16 protein-coding genes and 1 pseudogene are annotated in these 21,778 nt (G+C 62.8%); 6 read left to right on the forward strand and 11 right to left on the reverse strand.

What is annotated here, in order from left to right:
* Positions 1 to 80: 80 nt before the first annotated feature.
* From AC07OY_RS26475 to AC07OY_RS26485, 3 genes are all read right to left on the reverse strand, one after another.
* Positions 81 to 1,475, reverse strand: coding sequence for an MFS transporter (locus tag AC07OY_RS26475; RefSeq protein WP_495045592.1), 1,395 nt, complete (start codon positions 1,473 to 1,475; stop codon positions 81 to 83).
* A gap of 87 nt (positions 1,476 to 1,562) precedes the next feature.
* On the reverse strand, positions 1,563 to 4,310 hold the full coding sequence (locus AC07OY_RS26480) for an ATP-binding protein (protein ID WP_495045593.1): 2,748 nt from the start codon (positions 4,308 to 4,310) through the stop codon (positions 1,563 to 1,565).
* 70 nt (positions 4,311 to 4,380) lie between these two features.
* A complete protein-coding gene (locus tag AC07OY_RS26485) occupies positions 4,381 to 7,218 on the reverse strand; it encodes an ATP-binding protein (RefSeq protein WP_495045594.1) in 2,838 nt (945 codons plus the stop codon).
* Positions 7,219 to 8,219: 1,001 nt separating this feature from the next.
* Between AC07OY_RS26485 and AC07OY_RS26490 the strand changes: the two genes are divergently transcribed.
* The gene (locus tag AC07OY_RS26490) at positions 8,220 to 8,666 is read left to right on the forward strand and encodes a hypothetical protein (protein WP_495045595.1); all 447 of its coding nucleotides are present in this window, start codon (positions 8,220 to 8,222) and stop codon (positions 8,664 to 8,666) included.
* A gap of 370 nt (positions 8,667 to 9,036) precedes the next feature.
* Positions 9,037 to 9,447: a hypothetical protein gene (locus AC07OY_RS26495; RefSeq protein WP_495045596.1), complete on the forward strand. Its 411-nt coding sequence runs from the start codon at positions 9,037 to 9,039 to the stop codon at positions 9,445 to 9,447.
* Between the two features lie 2 nt (positions 9,448 to 9,449).
* On the opposite strand, the gene AC07OY_RS26500 is transcribed toward AC07OY_RS26495, so the two are convergent.
* The 8 genes and pseudogenes from AC07OY_RS26500 to AC07OY_RS26535 form a co-directional block, all read right to left on the reverse strand.
* Positions 9,450 to 10,172: an NIF family HAD-type phosphatase gene (locus AC07OY_RS26500; protein ID WP_495045597.1), complete on the reverse strand. Its 723-nt coding sequence runs from the start codon at positions 10,170 to 10,172 to the stop codon at positions 9,450 to 9,452.
* Positions 10,173 to 10,378: 206 nt separating this feature from the next.
* A complete protein-coding gene (locus AC07OY_RS26505; protein WP_495045598.1) occupies positions 10,379 to 11,494 on the reverse strand; it encodes a hypothetical protein in 1,116 nt (371 codons plus the stop codon).
* A 14-nt stretch (positions 11,495 to 11,508) separates the two neighbouring features.
* On the reverse strand, positions 11,509 to 12,102 hold the full coding sequence (locus tag AC07OY_RS26510; RefSeq protein ID WP_495045779.1) for a hypothetical protein: 594 nt from the start codon (positions 12,100 to 12,102) through the stop codon (positions 11,509 to 11,511).
* A gap of 429 nt (positions 12,103 to 12,531) precedes the next feature.
* Positions 12,532 to 12,924, reverse strand: a pseudogene (locus AC07OY_RS26515) (TniQ family protein); the annotation flags it as partial.
* 2 nt (positions 12,925 to 12,926) lie between these two features.
* Positions 12,927 to 13,940: an ATP-binding protein gene (locus AC07OY_RS26520; RefSeq protein ID WP_495045599.1), complete on the reverse strand. Its 1,014-nt coding sequence runs from the start codon at positions 13,938 to 13,940 to the stop codon at positions 12,927 to 12,929.
* A gap of 80 nt (positions 13,941 to 14,020) precedes the next feature.
* Positions 14,021 to 15,988, reverse strand: coding sequence for a hypothetical protein (locus AC07OY_RS26525; RefSeq protein ID WP_495045600.1), 1,968 nt, complete (start codon positions 15,986 to 15,988; stop codon positions 14,021 to 14,023).
* Positions 15,985 to 16,740, reverse strand: coding sequence for a PDDEXK family nuclease (locus AC07OY_RS26530; RefSeq protein WP_495045601.1), 756 nt, complete (start codon positions 16,738 to 16,740; stop codon positions 15,985 to 15,987). The genes AC07OY_RS26525 and AC07OY_RS26530 overlap by 4 nt, the downstream gene beginning before the upstream one ends.
* Before the next feature lie 1,032 nt (positions 16,741 to 17,772).
* Positions 17,773 to 18,387 carry an OmpW/AlkL family protein gene (locus AC07OY_RS26535; RefSeq protein WP_495045602.1) on the reverse strand — a complete coding sequence of 205 codons (615 nt, stop codon included), beginning with the start codon at positions 18,385 to 18,387 and terminating at the stop codon, positions 17,773 to 17,775.
* Between the two features lie 291 nt (positions 18,388 to 18,678).
* Here AC07OY_RS26535 and AC07OY_RS26540 point away from each other — a divergent pair, with 291 nt between their 5' ends.
* The 4 genes from AC07OY_RS26540 to adhP all read left to right on the forward strand — a co-directional run bounded on the left by AC07OY_RS26540 (position 18,679) and on the right by adhP (position 21,750).
* A complete protein-coding gene (locus tag AC07OY_RS26540) occupies positions 18,679 to 18,930 on the forward strand; it encodes a hypothetical protein (protein WP_495045603.1) in 252 nt (83 codons plus the stop codon).
* 26 nt (positions 18,931 to 18,956) lie between these two features.
* Complete coding sequence (locus tag AC07OY_RS26545; RefSeq protein WP_495045604.1) at positions 18,957 to 19,199, forward strand: hypothetical protein; 243 nt, start codon at positions 18,957 to 18,959, stop codon at positions 19,197 to 19,199.
* A gap of 128 nt (positions 19,200 to 19,327) precedes the next feature.
* Entirely contained in the window at positions 19,328 to 20,731 is a 1,404-nt protein-coding gene (locus AC07OY_RS26550; RefSeq protein WP_495045605.1) for an MBL fold metallo-hydrolase RNA specificity domain-containing protein, read from the forward strand.
* 5 nt (positions 20,732 to 20,736) lie between these two features.
* Positions 20,737 to 21,750 carry an alcohol dehydrogenase AdhP gene (adhP, locus tag AC07OY_RS26555; protein ID WP_495045774.1) on the forward strand — a complete coding sequence of 338 codons (1,014 nt, stop codon included), beginning with the start codon at positions 20,737 to 20,739 and terminating at the stop codon, positions 21,748 to 21,750.
* Positions 21,751 to 21,778 lie beyond the last annotated feature (28 nt).

The following is a 21,778-nucleotide window of genomic DNA, read 5'->3' on the forward strand; positions in this document are numbered from 1 at the left end:
AGGGGCTTCATGGCATCGTTAACTCGCGGGCGCCGCAGCAGAGAGAGACTCCCTCCAAGCGAGGCCTCCCGTAGTCGGCTCTACGCCGCTGAAACACCCTCTCGTCCCCGTGGGAGGACAAACAAGACTAGCACCACTGCCGTGAGGGTTCCTGCGATAACCATCATCATCGACTCGGCGCCTTTTCCATGCAGCAAAGGAAGCAGTACAAGCGGCGCAATTGCCGCCCCAGCGCGATTGAATGCCCAGGTTACAGCTAGCCCGGAAGCCCGGACGGATGTGGGGAAGAGTTCCGCACCATAGGTACTCAGTGTAGGAACGAAGATCGCGGCGAACACGGAAAAACCGCCCGCCGAGACAACGAGCGCTAGAGGGGTATCGCTGAAGACGAAAGCGAATCCGGCCGCAGCCATCGCCAGTGCACCAACGGCCAGCGCGGTTCGCCGCCCGACAGAGTCAATATGGAACGCAGAGCCAAGCGCGCCAATGACCGGCCCGAATGTAGACAACCCGACATAGAGTAGCGCGTCGTTCAGCCGCACGCCCTTGGAGGCGAGCACTGCGCCGGTGAGCAGAGGAAACGCGACGGTAGCCCAGGGGCTCAGGAAGAACAGAAACCAAAGCAGCGGCGCCACAGGGCCGCTGTATGGAGCCACCCGCGTTGCCAGCTTGGGCGCCGCGCATTTCTCGGCATCGCTACGAATTGCTCCAGTGAGGGGGATCGAAGACTCAAGGCGATGCAACGATTCTTGGGCCTCGGTGAGGCGGCCCTTGGAGGCTAGCCACCGCGGTGACTCCGGCAACAAGCGAAACAGAAGTGCGCAGCCAAGCGAACCTACGCAGCCAAGAATGAGCGCCCACCGCCAGCCCTCTATCCCAAGCGGGTTGGTCATGCCCAGCGCGCGCATGAGGAAGACCCCCGCGGGCGCACCGAACAATGCAAGCGACGTCATCAGAAAGAGAAGCCGACCACGATTCTTTGCAGGAAGCAGGTCCGTCAGGAAAGCGAACAAAATCGGCGGAAAAGCCCCCACGCTCAGCCCAATGGCGACACGGGCAGCGGCCAGCTGGCTCACGGACTGGCTGACCGCACCTGCGGCGGAACATATTGCCATCAGCAACAGCACATGGCTCAGCACAATCCGCCGGCCGAAACGGTCAGCAAGTACGCCGAAGACCGGAGCCCCCACTGCCGCTCCGACATAGATGGCCCCAAGAAGCCAAGCAAGTTCTCCCGCTGCGACGCGGTGCGGCGCAGCACTGAAGACGGCTGCGAGGCCATTCCCGATCCCCATTTCGAAGAGGTCGAAACCAAAGGCCACTGTGCAACAGCCCAGCATCGCCACATGCAGCCGGGTGACGGGCAGGCCGTCAAGCCGGGCGGACAAAGCAGGCGCACGCACCTCCGTCGCCGCGTCTGCGGTGCGCCCTGCCGCATTTTCGGAGCTCGCGTTTTCAGATGTGATCGTCGTCATGTTGAATGCGCAGAGCTCAATGCGCTTGGTAAAGGAAATTCATGCGCTCAGATTGACGACAGGCATGGGCTGCTTGCTTAATTGTCTTCATAGCAAGGACTCGCCGAGCGCTGTAAGCGTCAACGCGGTATGCCCGGCAACCACATCAGCCGTGTGGCGGCCACCTGCAACCGACCGCAGCGCCTGTTCGAGAAGCTGCAAATGACTTTCCCTATCGCGCGCAGTCCCATGCAGTCGCGTCAAACTCAACGCCGCTCGCAGCTGCCAACTTACAGCTCCTTGTGACTTGGCCAAGTCGTGTGCGGCCTGCAGTTTTGACTTCGTCGCCTCAGCGTCGTCGACGCCTGCTGCGAGCAGGCGAAGCGCATCAATACGGAATACCTCGGGTGCACACCACCCAGACTTACCGGACACGGCACGCTGAACCGCTTCCTCGGTGAGCAGCGAAGGGGAAAGGGAAACCCCCAGGTCTGCCTCCATTTTTGTGAGGCCGGCTTTCATCCCATCAAGCGCCCCCCGCGTCAGCCCATCTGCGAGCGCAAGTTCACAGACTCGGGCCCAAGAGACCCAGTAGACGTGGCAATGCTGCTCGGCGTGGGCGGTCAATTCATCGACGAAGGCCTTTGCCTCGGTCTTATCGCCGCGCCACACAGCAATGGGCACACAACCGAGCGCCAGAGCATGACTGACGGCGAAAGGGGAACTTTGACGCGCAGTGTCCAGCGCCGTCTGGCTCAACTCGTGCGCTTCGTCTACGCGTCCTTGAATCCACGCCATCCGCGAAAGCAGCACGCGCATGGAGACATGCCTTGGAATCGGACCGACGTATTGGAAATATGGTTTCCGCGAGGGGTGATCCAGCACCTTTTGCGCAAGCGAGGCGGCCTCCTTATGCCTGCCTAGCCCATGAAGACCTTGGGCAGCGAACCTGTCGGCCAGGAAGACAGCAGCCGGAGCTTCGGCGCTTTCAGCTTCAAACCGTGCTGCTTCTGCGTACGCAACAACATCGCAAAAGTCTCCGCTGCTCATGCTTGCGCACAGCGCCCAGTAGAAAGCCGCCAGCTTGTCTTTCCTAGTACCGACCTCCGCGGCCAGCTCAAGCATGTGTTCAATAGAACGTCCACCCTGCGTCTCAGGCCTCGGTGAAAGCCCAGCGCTCGAGAAGACCGCCAGCATCGCCCTCAGCTCGAGAAGTGAATCAGGTGGCTGTAGTGTTAGCGCGGCCTCGTATGCGTGTGTCATGCTGTGGCGAAAGTCATCGCCGAGGCCCAGTTGTGAAATCAAACGCCTAGCGGCTACCGCAACCTGGATGCCGAGCCGGAGGTCTCCTCTGGGAGCAAAGTGCCACTCAAGGGATGCCCGCAGGTCATCAAGTAAACCTGCGTACTTGCGAAGGAGCGCATTCGCCGATTCGTTATCCACGGAGTCCAGTTCTGACTCAGCAGACGTGAGTTTTGCGATCAACAGCTCAGAGTGATTGGTAATACTGGCTAGCCAGTCCTCTGAGCGGTGCAGCGCCTCGTTGGCGTAGGTTCGGGTGGTGGAAAGCAGTCGATACTGTTTTGGGCTTTCGTCGCCATCCAGGACGACGAGGGACTTAGCCGTCAAGGTGATGATGCTGCGGGTCACACCGGTTGGCCCCACAGACCCCCAGGCGGCGACCTTCCCCGCGTCCTTCATGGAGAACCTCCCACGGAACACCGAAAGCCTCCGCAGCACGGCTTGCTCTTCGTGGGAAAGCAGGTCAAAACTCCAATCGAGAAGAGCGCGCAAGGTCTGCTGCCGGGTAGGCGCGGTTCGCCGCCCCTTGTTGAGGATTTGGAACATGTGGTCGATGCGGGACACCAGACCACCAACACCCAACCCACCAATTCGCGCAGCGGCCAGCTCAACGGCCAAGGGCATCCCATCGAGCAACGCACACAAGCCTTCAACCGCGGCAATGTTGTCCGGCTGGAGCTTGAACCCTTCCTCGATCAAGGCGGCGCGCTCGGCGAAGAGCTGCGCAGCTGGCGAGACGGCAGTGGATGAAGAGGTTGGACCGACGTTGCACCGCAAGGGCTCCAGCCAATGGACCAACTCACCAGGGAGATTCAAAGGTTCACGGCTTGTTGTGAGGATGTGGACCCCGTCGGTTTCACGGAGAAGTGCGTGAACCATTTCAGCGACCGAGTCCAGAACGTGCTCGCAGTTGTCCAGCACAAGCAATGCGTTCTTGCCCCTCAATGCGGATACCAGACTTTGAGTCGGCGTCCCTTGACCAGCGCTCGCACCTACTGCTGATGCCACGGCTGCAGGGACTCGACCAGGCTGCGTCAAAACCGACAGATCGACGAACCTCACGCCATGCGGGAGCCCGCAGTCTCGGGCGACAGCCACGGCGACCGAAGTTTTTCCCATTCCGCCCGGTGCAGCGACCGTCACGAGGCGCTTGCTGGCAACCTGCTTCCGAAGGTCATCAAGCACATCGGACCGACCAATCAGATAAGGCGGAAGGGGCGGTAGCTGTCCCAGCTCACCATTGAACGCTTCGACGGAGTCGCTGGCTCCGGGCGCGCTCAAGATGGTCACCTTCTCAACGAACGAATAGCCACGCCCTGGAATATTGGCAATGAACCGTGCCTGCCCAGGCGCGTCGCCAAGCGTCTTCCTTAGCGCCGATATGTGCACACGCAGGTTGGTTTCCTCGACGACCGCGCTGCCCCATGCAGCGCGCTCCAGGTCTGAATAGCTCAGCACCTGACCCGGTTGTGTGGCCAGGGAAATGAGTAGGTCGATAGCGCGGTTGCCGAGCCGGATCGGAGCCCCTTCACAACTCAAGGAACGGTGGACCAAGTCAAGCTTGAATCGACCGAAGGAAAGGGCGGATGGCTTGCTGGAAGTTCCAGCCCCATCGTGCAGATGCCTAGCCATACCTGTTTGCCTCAAGGCGAACAAGCAACGCCTTCGCTCGGCAGAAATCCGCGTCGTCAAAGCCTTCGCGGAACTTGCCCATGACGCCCGCCAACATCTTGGCGCCGCGGTTCGCGCTGGAATCCCGGGTAAACCACAGCTCAGTCAGGCTCATGACCGCTCGCAACTCCCACGCCAGCGCTCCTTGGTCCTGAGCCAGTTGAACTGCGCGAAATAGCGTGTCCTCAGCAGCGCCGTCATCGGGAAGTGTGCGGAGCGTTCGCACCGCGCTCACCCTCAGCAGCTCAGCAGCGCACCACCCAACTTCACCAGAATTGACCCGGGCAAGGCAACTTGGAACGAACAATGCATCGTTCAGCGTAGCGAACACCTCTTCAGCATAAGCAGGAGCTGGCGGGCAGGCTTCTTCATCCAAGTCAATGTGCAAGCCGTGGAGCTCCAGGACGGTTGCATAGCCTTTGAGAAAGGGCGTGAAGAAGTGATGGCCCAGGCGGCTGATCGCATCCTGAAGCTGAAGAACTAGCGCATGTGCACGCTGAATTCGGCCTTGCCAGATCGCGAGTGGGATAGCCGCATGGCCTAGAACGGCGGGTGCGCCCAGGAGATGGTAGTTGTCGTTGGCCTCAAGGCCGTCTCTCAAGGCAGCATCGGCCGCTGCACTACGGCCCTGTATCCACTCGAGTCTTGACCGGTAAATCGCCACTGACATCTTCCGCGGGGTGTGACCACTGAAGTGCCGAAGAAGCTTTTTGCTTTGGAACCGCTGCACCTCATCGAGTTGATGCCGTGCGCTGGCAAACCTTCCAAGGTTGAAGTTCGTAAATCCGCGGAACCGCTGGACCAGCAACGTATAGCCATGCTCACGGGAACCACGAGTCATCCCGGCGAGTTTGTCCAGATGTCTTAGGACAACCGGGTGGTCGCCGCGATGCGAGGCGCGCACCACGAGCGCGTAGAGGCCATCAACTTGGAGGTCAACTTCCCTCACCAGAGAGATCAACTCAAGAATCCGCTCCTCGATGTGCGGATGTAGGTCTTGCATGTATCCGGTCACGACCGTCGTGAAGCAAGACGCCGACAGGAGGCTCAGTTCTATGCTGTCGCTGTACCGCTCAGGCAACATCTGCAATGCCTTCGCAAGCCGCCCATGCAGCTCAAGGGTCAGGCCAAACTCCATGAAAAACCGAGGCAACTCGGCGAATAGAGCCAGGGCCAGTTCGAGCGATTCACCGCCTGGCGCATCCTCCACATGCAGCAGCGCTGCCCGCACTTCATCAATCAGGGGCGCATAAGTTGCGTGCCACAAGTGAAGGTCATCAATATCAACTTCTCTCAGTGCCGAATTTGCAGACTTAAGACGGGTCAAGATCGCGCGCGCGTGCTTGTGCCTTGTGACTCGCTCGTCGGGCCCCGTGCCTAGGATGCATTCCGCGTATACCCTCGTGGCAAAGCGAAGGCGATACATCTCAGGATTGCGGGCTCCTTCGCTTCGAAGGATGCCAATGGACATCAAGCGATGAACGGCTCCTTTCAGTCCCTCTTCCGTAACCTCGTCCCATTTCGCGGTGGCGATAGCATCTTCGAGCGAGAAAGCTCCTCGAAAAACTGCCAGTCGAGTCAACACCTTCTTTTCGCTGGCTGAAAGAAGGGCGTAGCTCCAGTCCATCAAGGCTTGAAGGTTCCGGTGTCGCGGCGTCGTTCCGCGAGGCCCAGAAATGACGTCAAGTGCCACTTCCAGCGTCTTTGAAATCTCCTCGAGGTCGAGCGATAAAGCCTGACCTGCTGCCAGTTCGATGGACAGTGGAACGCCTTCGACTTGCTCGCATAGCGCGCGCACCAAATGCAGTTGTTCGTCTGTCGGCGCCCAGGGTGCACCACCTAGCGCGGACACCCGGCTCATGAAGAGTTGGACGGCAGGGGCATCAACAGGGTGCGGCGCGTCCGTGCTGAGTGGTCCGAGCGGAAAGGCCAATTCGACCTCGAGCTCCAACGGCTCATGCGACGTGGCCAGGACGGCGAGATGAGCCGTCGAATCCAGTAACCCTTGGACAAGCTTTGCCGTCGGAGCCCTTAGGTGCTCACAGTTGTCGATGACAACGAGCATCCTCTTGTGCCGCAAATGAGCACGGATGCTTGGCCACGGCCTATCGCCCGATGCGTAAAGCCCTAAAGCTATAGCGAGTGACGCAGCCAGCGAGTCAGCGTCGCTGATCGTCGACAGGTCGACGAAACAGATGCCATGTGGAAACTTCTTGCCAACCTTTTCTGCTGCCTCCAAGGCCAACGTGGTCTTGCCGATCCCACCGGGACCGGTGATGGTGGTCAACCGATGTTTGGCAAGGATGGCCTGCAGGTCACGCAGTGCATCGTCGCGGCCAACGACGGTTGCTGGTCGCGAAGGTATCGCGGCTGCGTTCACCCATCCGACGATACTGGGCGTTTCTGACTCGTCATCCACCTCCACCGAAAATCGTGAAGCGAAGCGATAGCCTCGGCCTGGCACGGTCTCGATGAAGCGAGAGCTCGCTGCGCCATCGCCCAGCGTCTTGCGCAGCGAGGCGATGTGAACGCGCAAATTGGTCTCTTCGACCTTGATTCCTGGCCAAACTTTGCGCTCAATGTCTTCGCGAGAAACTGGTGACCCGCGCGCATCTAGCAACGCGTTCAGCAAGTCCCAGGCACGACCACCTATGCGGATGTCTTCGCCTTCGCGAACGAGCCTCCGTTTGCTTCGGTGGAGCACGAATTCGCCAAACCGAACCGAGGCGCGGTCATCGAGCCCGCCTGCGGTGTCTTTCGCTCCTTCGACCGAAGGAAATTGGTGATCCATATAGCGCCGTGCTCACTTGCGCGCCGCCGCCACGGAAAGTAGCCGCGCCCAGGGTCTTGCGCACTCAAATGGTGCAACGGCGATCCTGGCTACTATTCCATCAATTGCAACGCGCATCTTCCTCTTGACCAAGTCTACGAGGCGGATTTGTCTAAGGCCCGTCAAAAGGTGTGAATCGTTCGACGAGGGGCAGCCAGTGCCTTCTCGCATGCCGCGCCGCCCATCCGAATGGATAGGGTTTTCCATGAATACCGGCATGGTTTCGGACAACGCTAGGTGCGCACGCCACTACGTTCTCCTCGGCGACATGGGACAGCGAAGCGCCTCTGCTGTGATGCTCGGTTTGGCGCGACCGTCAGGGGCGCCCGCCAGCGGCTGAAGGGCCCGAGGAAGGCTTGTATCGACTCTGAGGCATCGCGGCATCGTGCACGAGAGGTGCAGGGCGAAGCGCATTAGAGGTCGTGCTCCTCCTGAGGCTACGTAGCCCCTGCAAACGGGGGTCTCACATGCACGCGGGGCGCATCCTTCGTAGATACTTCGCTCATCGGGGCCGGGGGGCCACTTATCAAGACATATGCACCCCCAATTCCTGAACGCCCTCCGCAAGTTCGTCGAAACGCTCGACAAGCACCCAGCCGGTTCGCGCTACCTGATTGCCTTGACCACGCTGGCCTCAGCTACTGCCGTGTTGCTCGCTTGGCTCGGGGTGCGCATCCACTGAGGCCCGGACCGAGGCGACCTTCTCCTCCAGACTCGCGAGTGTTCGCTGCCCAAGGCTGAAGCAGAGCTGTACGGCTTGCTTGGTGCCTGCGTCCGCCCGCCCGGCCCCGACATAGACGCTTGCGGCTCTCAGAGGGTTCAGCAGGCTCTGAGCCGCTTGAAGCAGTTCGGAATCACTGCGATCCATGGAGATAGTCATGCGCAGCACCTGAAGCAGGCCATCGGCGTCTACGAGGTGTGTTGACTGGGAAACTGAGCACGGAGAGCATGGCGGAACAGACATGTTCTCTCTTGTGCTCGATGGCGCGCTCGGCGCGCGCGACCTGACCTGGTTCAAGCGGCTCGCGCGGCTGCTGGCTGGCTGTGCGCTTGTGGCGGACCGCGCGTACGTGCGTCAGGATGGCCAGGTAGTCCCTGAGGGCATCGGCTTCACGATTGACCTCAAAGACGGAACCCAGCTGACCAGGAAAGCGGTCGCTCGCCTCCTAGGATGTCGTGACGATCAACGGCATCGGCAACTGCGCGTCACGACCGACGGCATCGCCTACTTGTCAGATGTCACTGGCAACAAGGACATTGAGGGATTGCGGTTTCGCATGGAGACATGGGCGCGTGGAAATAGCTACGTCGGCCTGGAGGCCTCTCAATCGAGGGCCTGGGTGGACGAGGTCTTCAAGGACCTGAGCAACAACTGGCCAACACCGAAATCGACGCTAGTCGACTGGTAAGCCTACGGGGCTGGCCAGACCTCATCGCCGAGGAGCTTCACACTTCGACGACGAGGTCTCTGCCGACGAAGCGGCCCCTGCGTCATAGGATTCGGAAGACCTACACGTCCTCGACAGCACCGATGTTCGATCCAGCAACCGCCGTCGAAGTCGAAGCCGTCGTTTCGGTCTTGATTCCGGAATTCTCCGTCGTGCATTTGGAAACGGCGGACAGCAGGACGCTCTCCATCGGTGAGGACACTCCTGGGGTTGATTGGCGTACGCTTAGGGAGGGTCAGCGTCTTCGATGCCTCGTGGTGGGCGAGCACGCGAGCTTGGTCTTGAGAGCTACGCTCCTGCCTGACACCAACACTTCCGCGAGAAGCTAGCAATGGCTGTTTGGCAGTTCGACATGGACTTCACCGAGGCAGGGGGCAGCCGAGTGCTCTCTCCGGAGGTGACGCGCGTGCTCGCGGCTCATCTCGCTCGCGCTGTCGGGCCGAGCCTGCGGATGCTTGAGAGCTGGCGCTTCTTCGGCGAGAAGAACGGAAGCCGGGTGGACGTGATCCAGGACAAGGACGGCACGGCGCAGGTTCAAGCGCGCATCGACGCGCGAACATCGGGCGCCGACCAGTTCGTCGTGCACGTCTGCGAGGCTGCGACGGCGGCGGGCTGCTTGCTGCTATGCGAGGAACTGGAGACCACGCTCCAGCCAACGCCGCGTGAACCGAACGCAGCACTGCAACGCTCAGGTGCGTGGCGCTTTGCGCTCGATCCACGCACCTTCAGGCCAAAGGTTTGACTCTAGGAGCACAGGCGGTCGACCAATACTTGCAAGATGCGCGGAAGCTCGTCGTCGAGCTTTTCAAAGGATGGCTTGAAGGGGGCGATCCGAACCCACTGAGTGCCCTGCCCTTCGTGGACGCACTGCTCAAGGTCGTCGAGTAGTAGAACCTGGCCAGGCCTCGCCCCGAACACGAAGGTCAGGTCCTTGGTGCGACCGCTCCAGTGGATGTACTCGATGCTCGCGAACCACTCAGGAACTGCGCGGTGCTCGACCAGAAGCCGCGCCACCTGGCGGAACACTGGCTCCTTGATGGACGTGAACATCGCGATGCGCGGGAACAGGGCTTGTACGCACTCCAGGAACGGGTACAGACCAGGCCTAACGACACAGGAGGCGGCGTCGGAGATGAGCGTCGCCTCAAAGCCGAGCGCTAGCACCCTGATGGTTTGATCGGGCGGGTGCGTCGGCTGGTCAGGCTCCAGGCGCTCCAGCGCGAGGTCTACGACAGATTTCACGGGGCCAGCCTCACGAGCAAGGGGTCGAGCCGGCACGAAGGCCAGCTCAAGGCCTACGGACTGGCCGATGGCGTCTAGGACGTCGAGCTGCAGCACCCGGGTGCCGCCCAGCGCCGCCGCCGCATCGACGATGTCGACTTCGGCGCGCCGGGCTAGCTCCCAGAGAGTCAGGCCGCTGTCGCGCAGGCCTGAGCGAAGTTGCTTGGCGATCCTTGTTGCGACCACATCTTCTCCAAATGCGAGTTCTGGTCAGGCTACGAGACGCATGGCTCAGGAGGTGAGCCAGCGCCGGCCTCGAAGTGCCGTCGTGCAGTTGGTTTGCTGCCCGGTGGGCCCAAGCTGCAGCCATGTCCAGCGGCCTGTCCGAAAATGAACGCAGAAAATCCGTACGGATTCGACAACCAATAGTGCGGCCGACCTAGTCGGCGCCATCACACGCCGAGCATCCGCCACGTCGCCTCGCTGGCCTTGAGGATGTCGAGGCTGTCCTTTCGATGTGAACGATAGGCATGGCGAAGCGACCTCGCCGTGCGCGTGCGCAGGCCTTCCGCAATGTCAAACCCATCGCAGCATTGAGCAAGGTCGGCAGCGCCGTCGAAGACTTCCCGAATCAGGTCCTGGACGTAGTCGACGCTCACGGACAGCAGCGGTCGACCTTGCTGGAAGGCACTCCAAGTCGGGAGACTTCCGTTTCCGAACCACGCCTGCAAAGTCTTGGCCAACTGCTCAGGCATGTAGCGGACGTCACGAATCCGCCGGCCGTCCCTGCGGCGTAGCGTCAAGACCCAGGCATTTATCTCGCTCCCCGGCGGGGCCAGCTCGCCGCTGGATAGTGCAACGGCTTCGACCAACTTCAGTTCGCCGAAGTAGAGCAACTCCACGACGAGGCGATGCATGGTGGCTGCGCCGTTCCCATCGTTGTTCAGCCAGCGGCAGACCCATTCCCATTCATTGAGAGGCATGGGCTTAGTCAGCTTGAAGTTACGGTCGAAGGGCTGCGCGAGGCGAGAGTCGGAGCGCCCCTCGCGCACGCTCCCCTTGTCTTGCACGTAGTTCAAGTCGGCGTAGTTTTGCTGTCGCAGGAACGTGAGGAGGCTGGAGATGTGCGCCCCGATGACGAGTCGCGACCGCGAGTCAGCCGGGCATATAAAGGGACGCCAATCGCTTGAAGCGCGCGAAACGCTTCGAGGTGCAATCCAGACGCCGGTTGGGGCGGGATTCGCCGTGAAGTCGACGAATGCGCCGAAATCAGCTCTATCGAAGGACGAGAGCGCCTTAAGGCGGTGGACGTAGGCCCAGTTGAGCAGCTTCTCCACCGCGGAACGGCGCGAGCGCTGGGTGGCGTCGCTCTCGGAGGTCCGCTCAAGCCAGTGCCGCACCGCGTCTACGTCGGTTTCCGCGTCAATCTTGCAGCCGTTGCGGATGCGACGTGTCCCGGTCCGACCATCCAGTTCCGGTGGGGGCACGAGACGCTCAAAGGGCGCGATTTCATACGGCCGGGCCTCGACGGAGGCGACCGCGATTTTTCCAATCTTTTGATGCGTCAAGGTTCTCTCCTCAGCTATGCAGCGGGCGGTCCGACCAGCACGAGTTCCCTCTGGTCGTGCGACGGAGCCGGCCAGGTCAGGTGCGACAGCGACAAAGGCCAGTGCCTAAGGCCCGGGTCAAGGCGAGGTGCCCAGACGGCATACACCTCGTTGAAACGCGCCACGGCGCTTCGCTGGATACCCGTCCTGGGGTGCGACCGCCCCACTGGCGCCAAGCTCGCCAACGCATCAGCCCAGCCTCGCGCGGTCTCCCGGTCGCCGAGAAAGCATTGCCAGGCGAAGTGCCCCCATTCGCTCGGGCGAGCCCGACAGCCCACGGGCCAACTCAGCACGTCCGGACGAAGGCTTAACGAGTGGTCGCCCTTCGACGCGGAGGCACCCAGGCGCGGTATATCCATCGGCCAATATGCTTCCTCGAATCGCTTGCGCCAGAGGAACCAAGCATGGATGTCCGTGAGCTTGCCCTGCGACTCCGGCAGCGGCGCAAGGGTGTTCCAGTCGAAGAGCGCCATATCGACACGACGATTGAACAGACCCGGCGAGGCCTTGCGCAGGAGGCGCCGGACATGTCGACGTATTGCTTTGTAGATGGAGCGCAGGAGCTGCAAGGCGGGTTTGTCGAAAGCTGGCAGCGCGGCGGTGAAACGCGCAGCGGACGGACCGCACGCCAAGACGGCAACCCGCGCCCTGCCCTCTTGACGAATCGGGCACGGAAGCACACTGGTCAACGTCGAGAAGACGGCCCTTCGGACCTCAAACGAGGGGCATGCTGAGGCATGAGAGGGATGCCATCCAGAGAGCGCGGGCCACTCGATGGACAGGTTGCCCAAGCGCCTGAGCCAAGAGTGCATCTGGGCAAAGGGCCTCTCGTCGAACGGGACTTCTCGACACGCTCTGAGCGCACTCGGCTCCCATGCCCTGCAAAAGGGGCTGAAGCACTTGCTGCAACAAAGCGGAGCATCGAGGGTCTCAGGCGTGACCGCGTACGCGGGCAACGGATGGCCACAGTCTTGGCAGCTGTCGAGGAGCCCTGTCCCATGCAATGGACAAACTTCGATTCCGTCGATCTGGTGGACGACGGACTGGAAGCCAGCGTCCATGCAGTCTGGGCAATACCTTACCTGCGCATCGGAGGCGATCCACGGCGCCCAATGCCCGCACATCTTGTCTAGCGTGTTCGACACGACTGAGCGAGCGAGCTGGTGCAGCCTTTCGGACTCACGCAACCATGCTCCTCCGAGCAGGCTGCGACCATGGAAGGGTCTGGCATGGGTGGAGAGGGGACCGTTGGCGAATACGTAACGGCAGAAGCCGACAGCTCCGAGCGCGTTGAGGGTGCCGAGCTTGCAGGCTCGGCTGTATGGACCCTCGTAAGTGCGCGCCCAGGGCCGGTAGTCGACCAGGCCCGAAAGGATGGTTTCGGGCATCATGACTATTTGACCAAGCTGGCAGCGTAGCCACTTGCATCCACGGCGTCGCGCCACACCTCAGTCGCGACAACATAGCCCTCGCAGTCAAGCGCGGCCTGAGAGAAGTAGAAGTTGCGGATGGCACCAATGATCCAGTTCATCCCGATGTTCTCTGCCGGGATGGTGAATGTGTTCGCGACGAGGCAGAACGTATCCCACGCTCGCTCAGCTTCGTGTTCGAGGCGCCACCCTTCGCGCCACGCCCGTGGCAGGAAGAACTCGGAGCAGCAGATGCCACTTTGCGGAGGAAACTCAAGCAGCCCGGCGTCGTCATAGGAGCGGAAGACGTCCAGAAACTCTTCCTTGTCCCGGATGCCGCGGAACTGCCGAGGAGTCATCAGAAAGCGTGCGACAAGGTCCATCCGCTGCTTGGAGACGAGGCGCTCCCTGACCGCGATCAGTTCAGGGTGCCCGAAGATGACCGTGATGACGGTGAGGCCGCGCTCCTGGCAATCGTTAGTGAGGTCACGCAGGAAGGTGAACTCGCTTTCGCCCCAGTTCTGCCCTTCGTCGACGAGCAGCAGGTAGCGCGAACTCTTCTTGTGTAAGGCCTGAGAGAGCATCGTGCTCAGCACGCGAGTCCGGCGTTCCGTGGTAGTCCCAGTTGCTGCCGCAGCGTGCTTGAAGTCCAAGCCGATGTCGGTGAAGAAGGTCCGCTCCGAGGACTTGTCGTGCCCTTTAGCGATGACCAGTGAGAACGGCACGTTTCCGTACGTCCGGGTGAGCTGGGCGGCAATGGCGTGGATCGCGGTGGTCTTGCCGATGCGAAAGGCGGCCGTGAGACAGGTCCCCGAATCACGGTGAACCAGGACCTGCCTGACAACGTCATAGGCCTCTTGGACCGGCCCGGTCGGGAAGCAAAGTGTGTTCATCACCAGCGGATGCTCCTCGTAGAGGCGCTCACGTTCTTCGCCAGGGGTCAATGCCGCTTCACGAAGGGCCATGGCACGGGTGTCAATGTCACGACGAGAATTCATGGTGTTCTCCAAAAGGTGGCCACCCCGCGCGTCGATTGGTAGAGCGTCACGGGGTTGAATGACGAGAAGCTATGGAACCGTCAGGTGTTGCGCCACTTGGGCGACGGCAGGCCTGACGGCAGGGGACGATGCGGGGCTGGGGGCAGGCCGGTTGGAATGCCCTTGGCAATCTCGCTGAGGGGCACGCCGGTCTGCCGCGAGGCCTCGACCAGCTTGGTGGCTGCACCAGACACGCGCTTGGGGCGATCCGTCATCTGCTTCCGGGCCTTATTCGCAAGGGCGGTCAGGAAGGAAACGACGACGTCCGAGCCATCGGGCGCAAAGTCACCGTTTCGGATTTCCTCGTTGATGGTCTTGCGAAGGGCGCGGGAGTGCTTGGTCTGCGCCCACCGACGGTTGAGGACGACGAGTTCACCCAGCGACTCGCCCGACGGATCGAAGGCGGTGATCGTGCGCATGTCGCGCTCGTCGATGTGCAGCGTGATGTGCTGGCCGATGAGCTCGAAGGCCTTGGCGATGCCAGGCCCGCCGTAGCGCAACTTGTCCACTTCGACGTACGGCGTCCTGACGGCGCCCTTCTTGAGGCTGCCGCGAACCGGGCGCTTTTCGACGGTGATACCGAGCCGCGGGGTGTGCGCAGTCAGCGGGATGCTCGGCCGAAGCACCAGGGGCGCCTTGCTACTGCTGAGGAAGGAGCTCAGTGCCTGCAGCCGGGTCTTCCCATCCACGGCCGAGGTCCTGCTGGCGTTGTAGTTCGCGAGCAGGACATCCACCAAGTCGAGCAAGCCATCCCAGGAGATGTGGTGCTTGAGCGCCCCCTCTACGGAGTCGGGCTTCATAGGGTCTGCCGGATGTGAGCCCGTTGAGGATGGCAGTTGATGAAACACCCACTGCTCTATCGTCCGGAAGACGCGCTCAATGCCAGCATTCCTTGGCCACGAGCCAACGGGGATCGCATTCATGGCGCAACCCCATTGCTTCCGAGTCCCTTCGAGAAATCGGTTGGCAAAGTGCTGCGCGGCATTGTCAAACGCCACCACACACGGCCGAATCTCATCGAGGCCAGGGATGTTGCCTACGGGAAGCGCCGCGCCCGGGATGTAACTCAAGCCCTCCGTGGTGAGCGCTCGCGGCTTCCACGGTGTGGCGAGGCAAAGCAAGGCGTCCTCGATGGCCACTGCGTTGATCTGCGTCGCGTAGGACGCCGAGTAGCCGAGTGCGCAGCCCTTGTTCAGGTCGATGACGACGTGCAGATGGATGCGCTCGATTGCGACCTCCTGAGGGCCGGCAGGCCCATCAAGCGTCACGGTGCCAATAGCGTCCACCCTGTGGGTGTCCATCGCGACGACGTCGAAGGGCGCCACGGCGAATGGAAAGGACCGCTTCCCTGTGCCAATGCTCCTGGTGGTGGACGTGTCGGCTCCGAGCCAAGTCCTGCTCGTTGCCGCGTCTTCCGCGATGCGGCGCTGGATATACCGCTCGACGGAACGACGCCCTTTGCTCTTGGTGTTGAAGGGGTAGTCGTTCTCGGTCATGCCGTTCTCTAGGCAGTACCTTGCCCACTTCCTCCAGACGTTCCGCCGCGCAGGCGACGCCGACTTCGCGCCGGATTCCCCGCCGCCTGCACGAATGATCGCGTCGAGCTTCTTCCGAAATGTCGGCCTAGCCTCCAAAAACTGGTCGAAGCTGCCACCCTTCCCGCTTCCCTGCTGGCCCGTGGTGGGTTTCGCGCGCTTGTACTCGGTCAGCCGCAGCCCCTTAATGAGGCCTGCCCAGCCGACGATGCGCTTGCTGGAGTCTTCCCTGGGCTGGAGGCAGCGGTCGAGTGCGTCGAGAAGCGTGGTGCGTGCGCAACCGGCCTCCTTCGCGGCCGCCGTTAGCTTGCCTTCCTTCAAGTAGAGCCGGATGCCCTTCGCCATGCGCTGGAAGCGCGGGTCGACTTCGCCTTCCTCGAGAGTGAAGTCAGCGGCCGGCCACTGCTCGCAGTTGCGCAGCTCGTCGGAAAGCATCCGGAAGGAGTTCTGCCTCGTGGTCTTACCGCGACTCATGATGCTTCTCCCACCACGAAGAGCCTGGATTGCCAAGTCAGCGCGAGGACATCGAGGTCGCTCGCAACGAGGCCTTGCTGAACAAGTTGGAAGGCCGCTGCGCAGAAGAGGCCGATTTCGGTGTCCGGGCCCAGGGCGGCGACGTCCGCCAAGCGCACCTCGCGGCGCGTCTTGATGATCTTGAGGACGGCCCGGGTGTAGTGCTCAAGCGGGTGGAAGCGCGCTTGGGACAGCCAGGCGACGATCCGGAGCCAGTTGTAGATGCGCTGCGGCTGGGCGAAGACCTGCTTGTCGGTGATGAGCTCGTGGGTGACGCCGGCGAAGGCGGCCGCCTTCATCTGGACCATGATCTGCAGATTTGTTCTCGTCTGGGCGCCCTGCTCCACGTCTTCACTGCGCTTGACCTCGCGCCAGACCCGCGTGCCGTCCCGGAGCGTCAGTTCAGCGTCGACGATGGTCGCGTACTCCTCGCCGGCGATCCGCGCGATGCGCTTCTCGGGCGAATAGTCGACGTGGACGATGGTGGGATCGGACTCGACGAGCAGGAAGTGGCCGAACTCAACGTCGCTTCGGAGGATGACGTCGCAGCGCGCCTTTGGGCTGTAGACGTACCAAAGGTTGCTGTGGTGGTGACCGCGCGAGTCGTAGGCCTCGGCGAGCTTGCCGCGCAAGCGGGTGCCGAGGCGGGCACCTTTGGGTTTGGGTGCCTCACGCATCGGGAGAGGTGGCGATGTGGACAGGTCTGTAGCCATGGCTGACTCCGGTTATGGAGGCATCGCCATGCATCGCCCGGGAACGGGACCTAATTCGCTGAAATTTGCGACGCAAGAACCCCTTGCCGTACTTGACTTCGCGCATCGCTGCATCTAGCCTAGCAAGGTCATTCCGTGGTTAGCGGGTTTGGCTGATTTTGGTCTTCGGACCCGGAAAGGGCCGGCTGTTGGTAGCAGCTGGCCCTTTGCCGTTTTAGGCATCAACGCATGCGGAACCTCCGGGGTTGCGGAAAAGCGGTTCTAGGCGCTGCGTGTTGCAAGTTCAAGCGATTGCGCGCAAATAGATCGACAATCGGCCGCGTTATTGCCTGATAATTGTAGATAAAGTATTTAACGGTATAGTTAATCGTTCGTCTAGGCCGGGTGAATAAGACGAAGTCCGCCGGAAGGTGACGAGGTGACGAGCGTTAAGACCCGATGCGTTCACAAATCGTTGGGTCTTCGGCACTACTTGCATGACACCGGCGAGCGGCAGCAGCGACGTCCAGCGCGTTAACTGGATTGCCGGCTGCGTTGGCCGCACGGGGATGCGGTCGTCGGTGCGATTCGGTGGGCTGACCAAGCGCGCGGAATGCGAATGCACGTCGAGCCGCTGGCTGGCGGAAATCCGCCGCAACCTCTGGACCCAAAAGCCACATGGCCTCAAGTGCCCTCGTCAGGGGCCGGACGACATCCAGGTCTCCCCGCCGGAGCTGGACGGGACGTCCTTTGCGTTGGGATTTCGCGTCGAGCGTCCTTTGGGTCGGGGAATTGTGTCCCAGTCGCGCGACAGGACTCACCCTCCCCAACTGGCTGTCCTACTGGGAGAACGGGCCAGTTTTGGGTGCGGGGTATCGTGTCGGCGCTCTCAGGCCGGGACACCTCGGCCAAACCGGCAGGCTTCGCCAGGCCGCCAACGACTTGGCCCCAGCGCCCGAGGTCTTGAGGTTCGGACACCTTGGCAAGCCAGGAACGGCCTGCGTGGCCGCCTGGAAATCTTCCCGGCATCGGCTGCCATGACGGCCGGGAGGCTCAGAGACGCCAGCCCAGACCCACGCTGGCCAAGGTCGGGTTGACCTTGAACTTGCCGGCTTCCACGCCGCTCGAGTAGATGGTCGTGCCCAGGTTGACCCGCTTCACGTCGAAGTTCAGGTAGATGTTCTTGGCGAGCTCGACGTCGGCGCCCACCTGCCAGGCCAGGCCCCAGCTGTTGCGCTTGATGCTGGGATGCAGCGCGGTCTGCACGGCTGGCGCGAAACTGACGCTGGAGAAATTCGTGTAGTTCACGCCGGCGCCCAGATAGGGGCGAACCGTGCCCGCAGGATTGAAGTGGTACTGGAGCGTCAGCGTTGGCGGCAGGTGCTTGAGCGAGCCAATCTCACTGCCCTTGGAATAGACGGTCTGCTTCTGCGGATAGGTCAGGATCAGTTCGGCGGCGACATTGGGCGCCAGGAAGTAGCTGAAATCGACTTCCGGAAAGGTCTTGTTGTTGATCGACAGGCCCAGACCCGTGCTGTCCTTGTTGGCCGAATCAAGCCTCAGTGCGCGGACCCGCACGAGGAATGCTCCTTCGTCAGCGAAGGCCGGCTGCATGCTCGCGGCGGCAACAGCGACGACGGCAAGGCGAAGGGCGAGAGTGAGTTTCATCAATGGCTCCGGTGGATGGGACATGTCCCGATGCAGCCATTGCAAGCGCGGGCATGGCCAGGCGATTTGAGCCAGCACAAACTCGTTCCGCCCGGCCCGGCACAGTCGCGGAAGGCCTTGCGCTGGATCAACTGCATGGGCTGTCGTTGACGCGACGACGCAACCTGGCTGTTCCGGTGTCTGAGCAAGACCGCACGCGATCCCGCGGCCAGGCCCGCTCGCCGCCAATCGCGGCCAGCCGGTTTGACAAAGGTCAAAGTCGACCGCGTGTCGCCGCCCTTCAATGCCCCCATGGAAATCACCTGCCGGATCGTCTTCCCAGGTCAAGCCGCAGCCACCAGCTATCGCTTCGTGGTCGGCCGGCCCACGCTGTTCACCGTGGGGCGCGAGCAATTGCACATGCTCTACGTCGAGCGCTCCGATGGCCTGCAGATCAAGGCCTATGGCCTTGATCTGATCGACGTCTACGAGAGCGCGCTGATGGTCATCCGCTGCAACGTCGAAGGCGCCGCCGGCAAGGTGGGCGCCGTCCACTGGGACTGACCAGCCTCTGCCTGCGAAGGAAGCTCATGCATATCCGCCTGCCGTTGTGCGCCACGATCTCCGCCCTGGTCTTCGTCACCATCTGGCCGCACGCGCACGGTGGGGCTTTCGACAACTCCCTCGTCAGGGCGGCAGGCGGTCTGCTGGTCGGGCTTGCGGCAGGCGGTGCACTGGAACTGCTTTTGTTGCGTGCTGCCCGGCGCGACGCTGACCAGGACCGCCGGCCCGCCGCCGACGACGGCCAGCCGCTGGACCCATCATCCCGTTAAGCCGCGCACGGCGCCCATGCAGGCGCTCATAGGCCAGCGGGCATCTTCTTGATCGAGCGCAAATCATCCATGCGCCGATCCGCCTACCTTCCATGCACCGGGCCACGGCTCGCTCATCGGAAGCAATCATGGCCATCAACGTCGCAACGGCAGAAAACGCCGCCAGCGCTCCCCGCATCCGATTCCTTGGTGCCACCGGCACGGTCACCGGCTCGCGCCATCTCGTTGAATACGCGGGCCGGAGCGTGCTCGTCGACTGCGGGCTGTTCCAGGGGCTGAAGCAGCTGCGCCTGCGCAACTGGGCGCCGTTCCCGGTGCCGGCGTCGTCCATCGACGCCGTCGTGCTCACCCATGCCCACATCGACCACAGCGGTTTCCTGCCCCGCCTCGTGGAACAAGGCTTTCGCGGCAGCATCCACGCCACGCCCGGCACTGCCGATCTGCTCTCCATCCTGCTGCCCGATTCCGGCCGGCTGCAGGAGGAGGACGCCCGCTACGCCAACCGCCATGGCTTCAGCAAGCATTCCCCTGCCCTGCCCCTCTACACCGAAGCCCAGGCCCTGCACTGCCTGAAGCAGGTGCGCCGGCATCACTTCGGCCAGGTCTTCGAACCCATCCCCGGCCTGGAGGCGACCTTCAGCCACGCGGGCCACATCATCGGCGCCGCCAGCGTCCACCTCCACTCGCCCGAAGGATCCATCACCTTCTCCGGCGACCTCGGCCGCGATGACGACCCCGTCATGCAGCCACCGGCTGCGGCGCCCGGCGCCGACATCGTCGTCGTCGAATCCACCTATGGCGACCGCCGCCACAGCGACGCTCCCAGCGCCGACGCCCTCTGTGACGTCATCGCCCGCACGGCGGCGCGCGGCGGCACGACGCTGATCCCGGCCTTCGCCGTCGGCCGCGCGCAGGCCATCCTGAACGCCATCCTGCGCCTCAAGGCGGCCGGCCGCATTCCGGACCTGCCGATCTATCTGAACAGCCCGATGGCGACTCAGGTCACCCGTCTCGTGCATGCCCATGCCGACGAGCACCGGCTGAGCGAACCCGAACGCCGAGATCTGGTCGAGAAGGTCCGCTATGTGCGCACCGAAGACGAATCCCGGGCCCTCAACCATCCGTCCTATCCGAGCGTCATCGTCGCGGCCAGCGGCATGGCCACGGGCGGCCGCGTGTTGCATCACCTGGAGGCGCTCGCGCCCGACCCTCGCAACACCATCGCCTTCGCCGGCTACCAGGCCGCCGGCACGCGCGGCGCCACGCTGCTGGCAGGCGCCGACAGCATCCGCCTGCATGGCAAGTGGGTGCCCGTTCGCGCCGAGGTGGCCGCCATCGAAGGCATGTCCTCGCATGCCGACCAGGCCCAGCTGCTGGCCTGGCTGGGCACGCTGCCGCGCGCCCCGCGCCATGTCTACGTGACCCACGGCGAGCCGCAGGCCGCAGATGCCCTGCGCCAGGCCATCGAGGAGCGCCTGGGCTGGCCGGCCTCCGTCCCCGACTACCTCGACACCACCCAGGAGCTGCCATGACCCTGATGAAAGCCGCCGTCGTCCGCGCCTATCGCGAACCGCTCAGCCTGGAGGAAGTGCCGGTGCCGGATGTGCCGGCCGGGCAGATCCTCGTCAAGGTCGCCGCCTGCGGCGTCTGTCACACCGATCTGCACGCCGCCGACGGCGACTGGCCCGTCAAGCCGCCGCTGCCCTTCATTCCCGGCCACGAGGGCGTCGGCCATGTCGCCGCCGTGGGCGCGGGCGTCAAGGGCATCCGCGAGGGCGACCGCGTGGGCGTGCCCTGGCTGCACACGGCCTGCGGCCATTGCGAACACTGCATGACGGGCTGGGAGACCCTCTGCGATCACCAGCAGATGACGGGCTACACCGTCAACGGCGGCTTCGCCGAATACGTGTTGGCCGACCCCGGCTATGTGGGCCACCTGCCCGATGGTCTGTCCTTTGAATCGCTGGCACCCATCCTGTGCGCCGGCGTGACGGTCTACAAAGGGCTCAAGGTGCTGGACGCGCGGCCGGGCCAATGGGTGGCCATCGTCGGCGTTGGCGGCCTGGGCCACCTGGCCGTGCAGTACGCCCGTGCCATGGGCTTTCACGTCGTGGCCGTCGACATCGACACGGCCCGACTGCGGCTGGCCAAGCAGCTGGGGGCCGAACTCTGCGTGAACTCGGCGGAGGAGGACCCCGTCGCGGTGCTGCAGCGCGAACTGCGGGGCGTGCACGGCGCCCTCGTGACCGCCGTGTCCCGCGAGTCCTTTGGCCAGTCGCTGGGCATGCTGCACAAGCGCGGCACCATGTCCATGGTCGGCCTGCCGCCCGGCGACTTCGCACTGCCCATCTTCGACGTCGTCCTCAACGCCAAGACCGTGCGTGGCTCCATCGTCGGCACGCGCCAGGACCTGAATGAAGCGCTGCAGTTCGCCGCCGAAGGCGTGGTGCATGCCAGCACCACCACGCACCGCCTGGACGACATCAACCGCATCTTCGACGACCTGCGGCTGGGTCGCATCGACGGGCGCGCGGTCCTCAGCTTTGCCTGACCCCATGACGCCCCATCACGGAACTTCG

Source organism: Roseateles sp. GW821-FHT09H10 (assembly GCF_059415865.1).

Excerpts from the sequence above, each read along its gene's own strand:
- AC07OY_RS26475 (WP_495045592.1), bottom strand. The coding sequence starts at position 1,475 with ATGACGACGATCACATCTGAAAACGCGAGCTCCGAAAATGCGGCAGGG.
- AC07OY_RS26485 (WP_495045594.1), bottom strand. The coding sequence starts at position 7,218 with ATGGATCACCAATTTCCTTCGGTCGAAGGAGCGAAAGACACCGCAGGC.
- AC07OY_RS26490 (WP_495045595.1), top strand. The coding sequence starts at position 8,220 with ATGTTCTCTCTTGTGCTCGATGGCGCGCTCGGCGCGCGCGACCTGACC.
- AC07OY_RS26495 (WP_495045596.1), top strand. The coding sequence starts at position 9,037 with ATGGCTGTTTGGCAGTTCGACATGGACTTCACCGAGGCAGGGGGCAGC.
- AC07OY_RS26520 (WP_495045599.1), bottom strand. The coding sequence starts at position 13,940 with ATGAATTCTCGTCGTGACATTGACACCCGTGCCATGGCCCTTCGTGAA.
- AC07OY_RS26525 (WP_495045600.1), bottom strand. The coding sequence starts at position 15,988 with ATGAGTCGCGGTAAGACCACGAGGCAGAACTCCTTCCGGATGCTTTCC.
- AC07OY_RS26530 (WP_495045601.1), bottom strand. The coding sequence starts at position 16,740 with ATGGCTACAGACCTGTCCACATCGCCACCTCTCCCGATGCGTGAGGCA.
- AC07OY_RS26535 (WP_495045602.1), bottom strand. The coding sequence starts at position 18,387 with ATGAAACTCACTCTCGCCCTTCGCCTTGCCGTCGTCGCTGTTGCCGCC.
- AC07OY_RS26540 (WP_495045603.1), top strand. The coding sequence starts at position 18,679 with ATGGAAATCACCTGCCGGATCGTCTTCCCAGGTCAAGCCGCAGCCACC.
- AC07OY_RS26545 (WP_495045604.1), top strand. The coding sequence starts at position 18,957 with ATGCATATCCGCCTGCCGTTGTGCGCCACGATCTCCGCCCTGGTCTTC.
- AC07OY_RS26550 (WP_495045605.1), top strand. The coding sequence starts at position 19,328 with ATGGCCATCAACGTCGCAACGGCAGAAAACGCCGCCAGCGCTCCCCGC.
- adhP (WP_495045774.1), top strand. The coding sequence starts at position 20,737 with ATGAAAGCCGCCGTCGTCCGCGCCTATCGCGAACCGCTCAGCCTGGAG.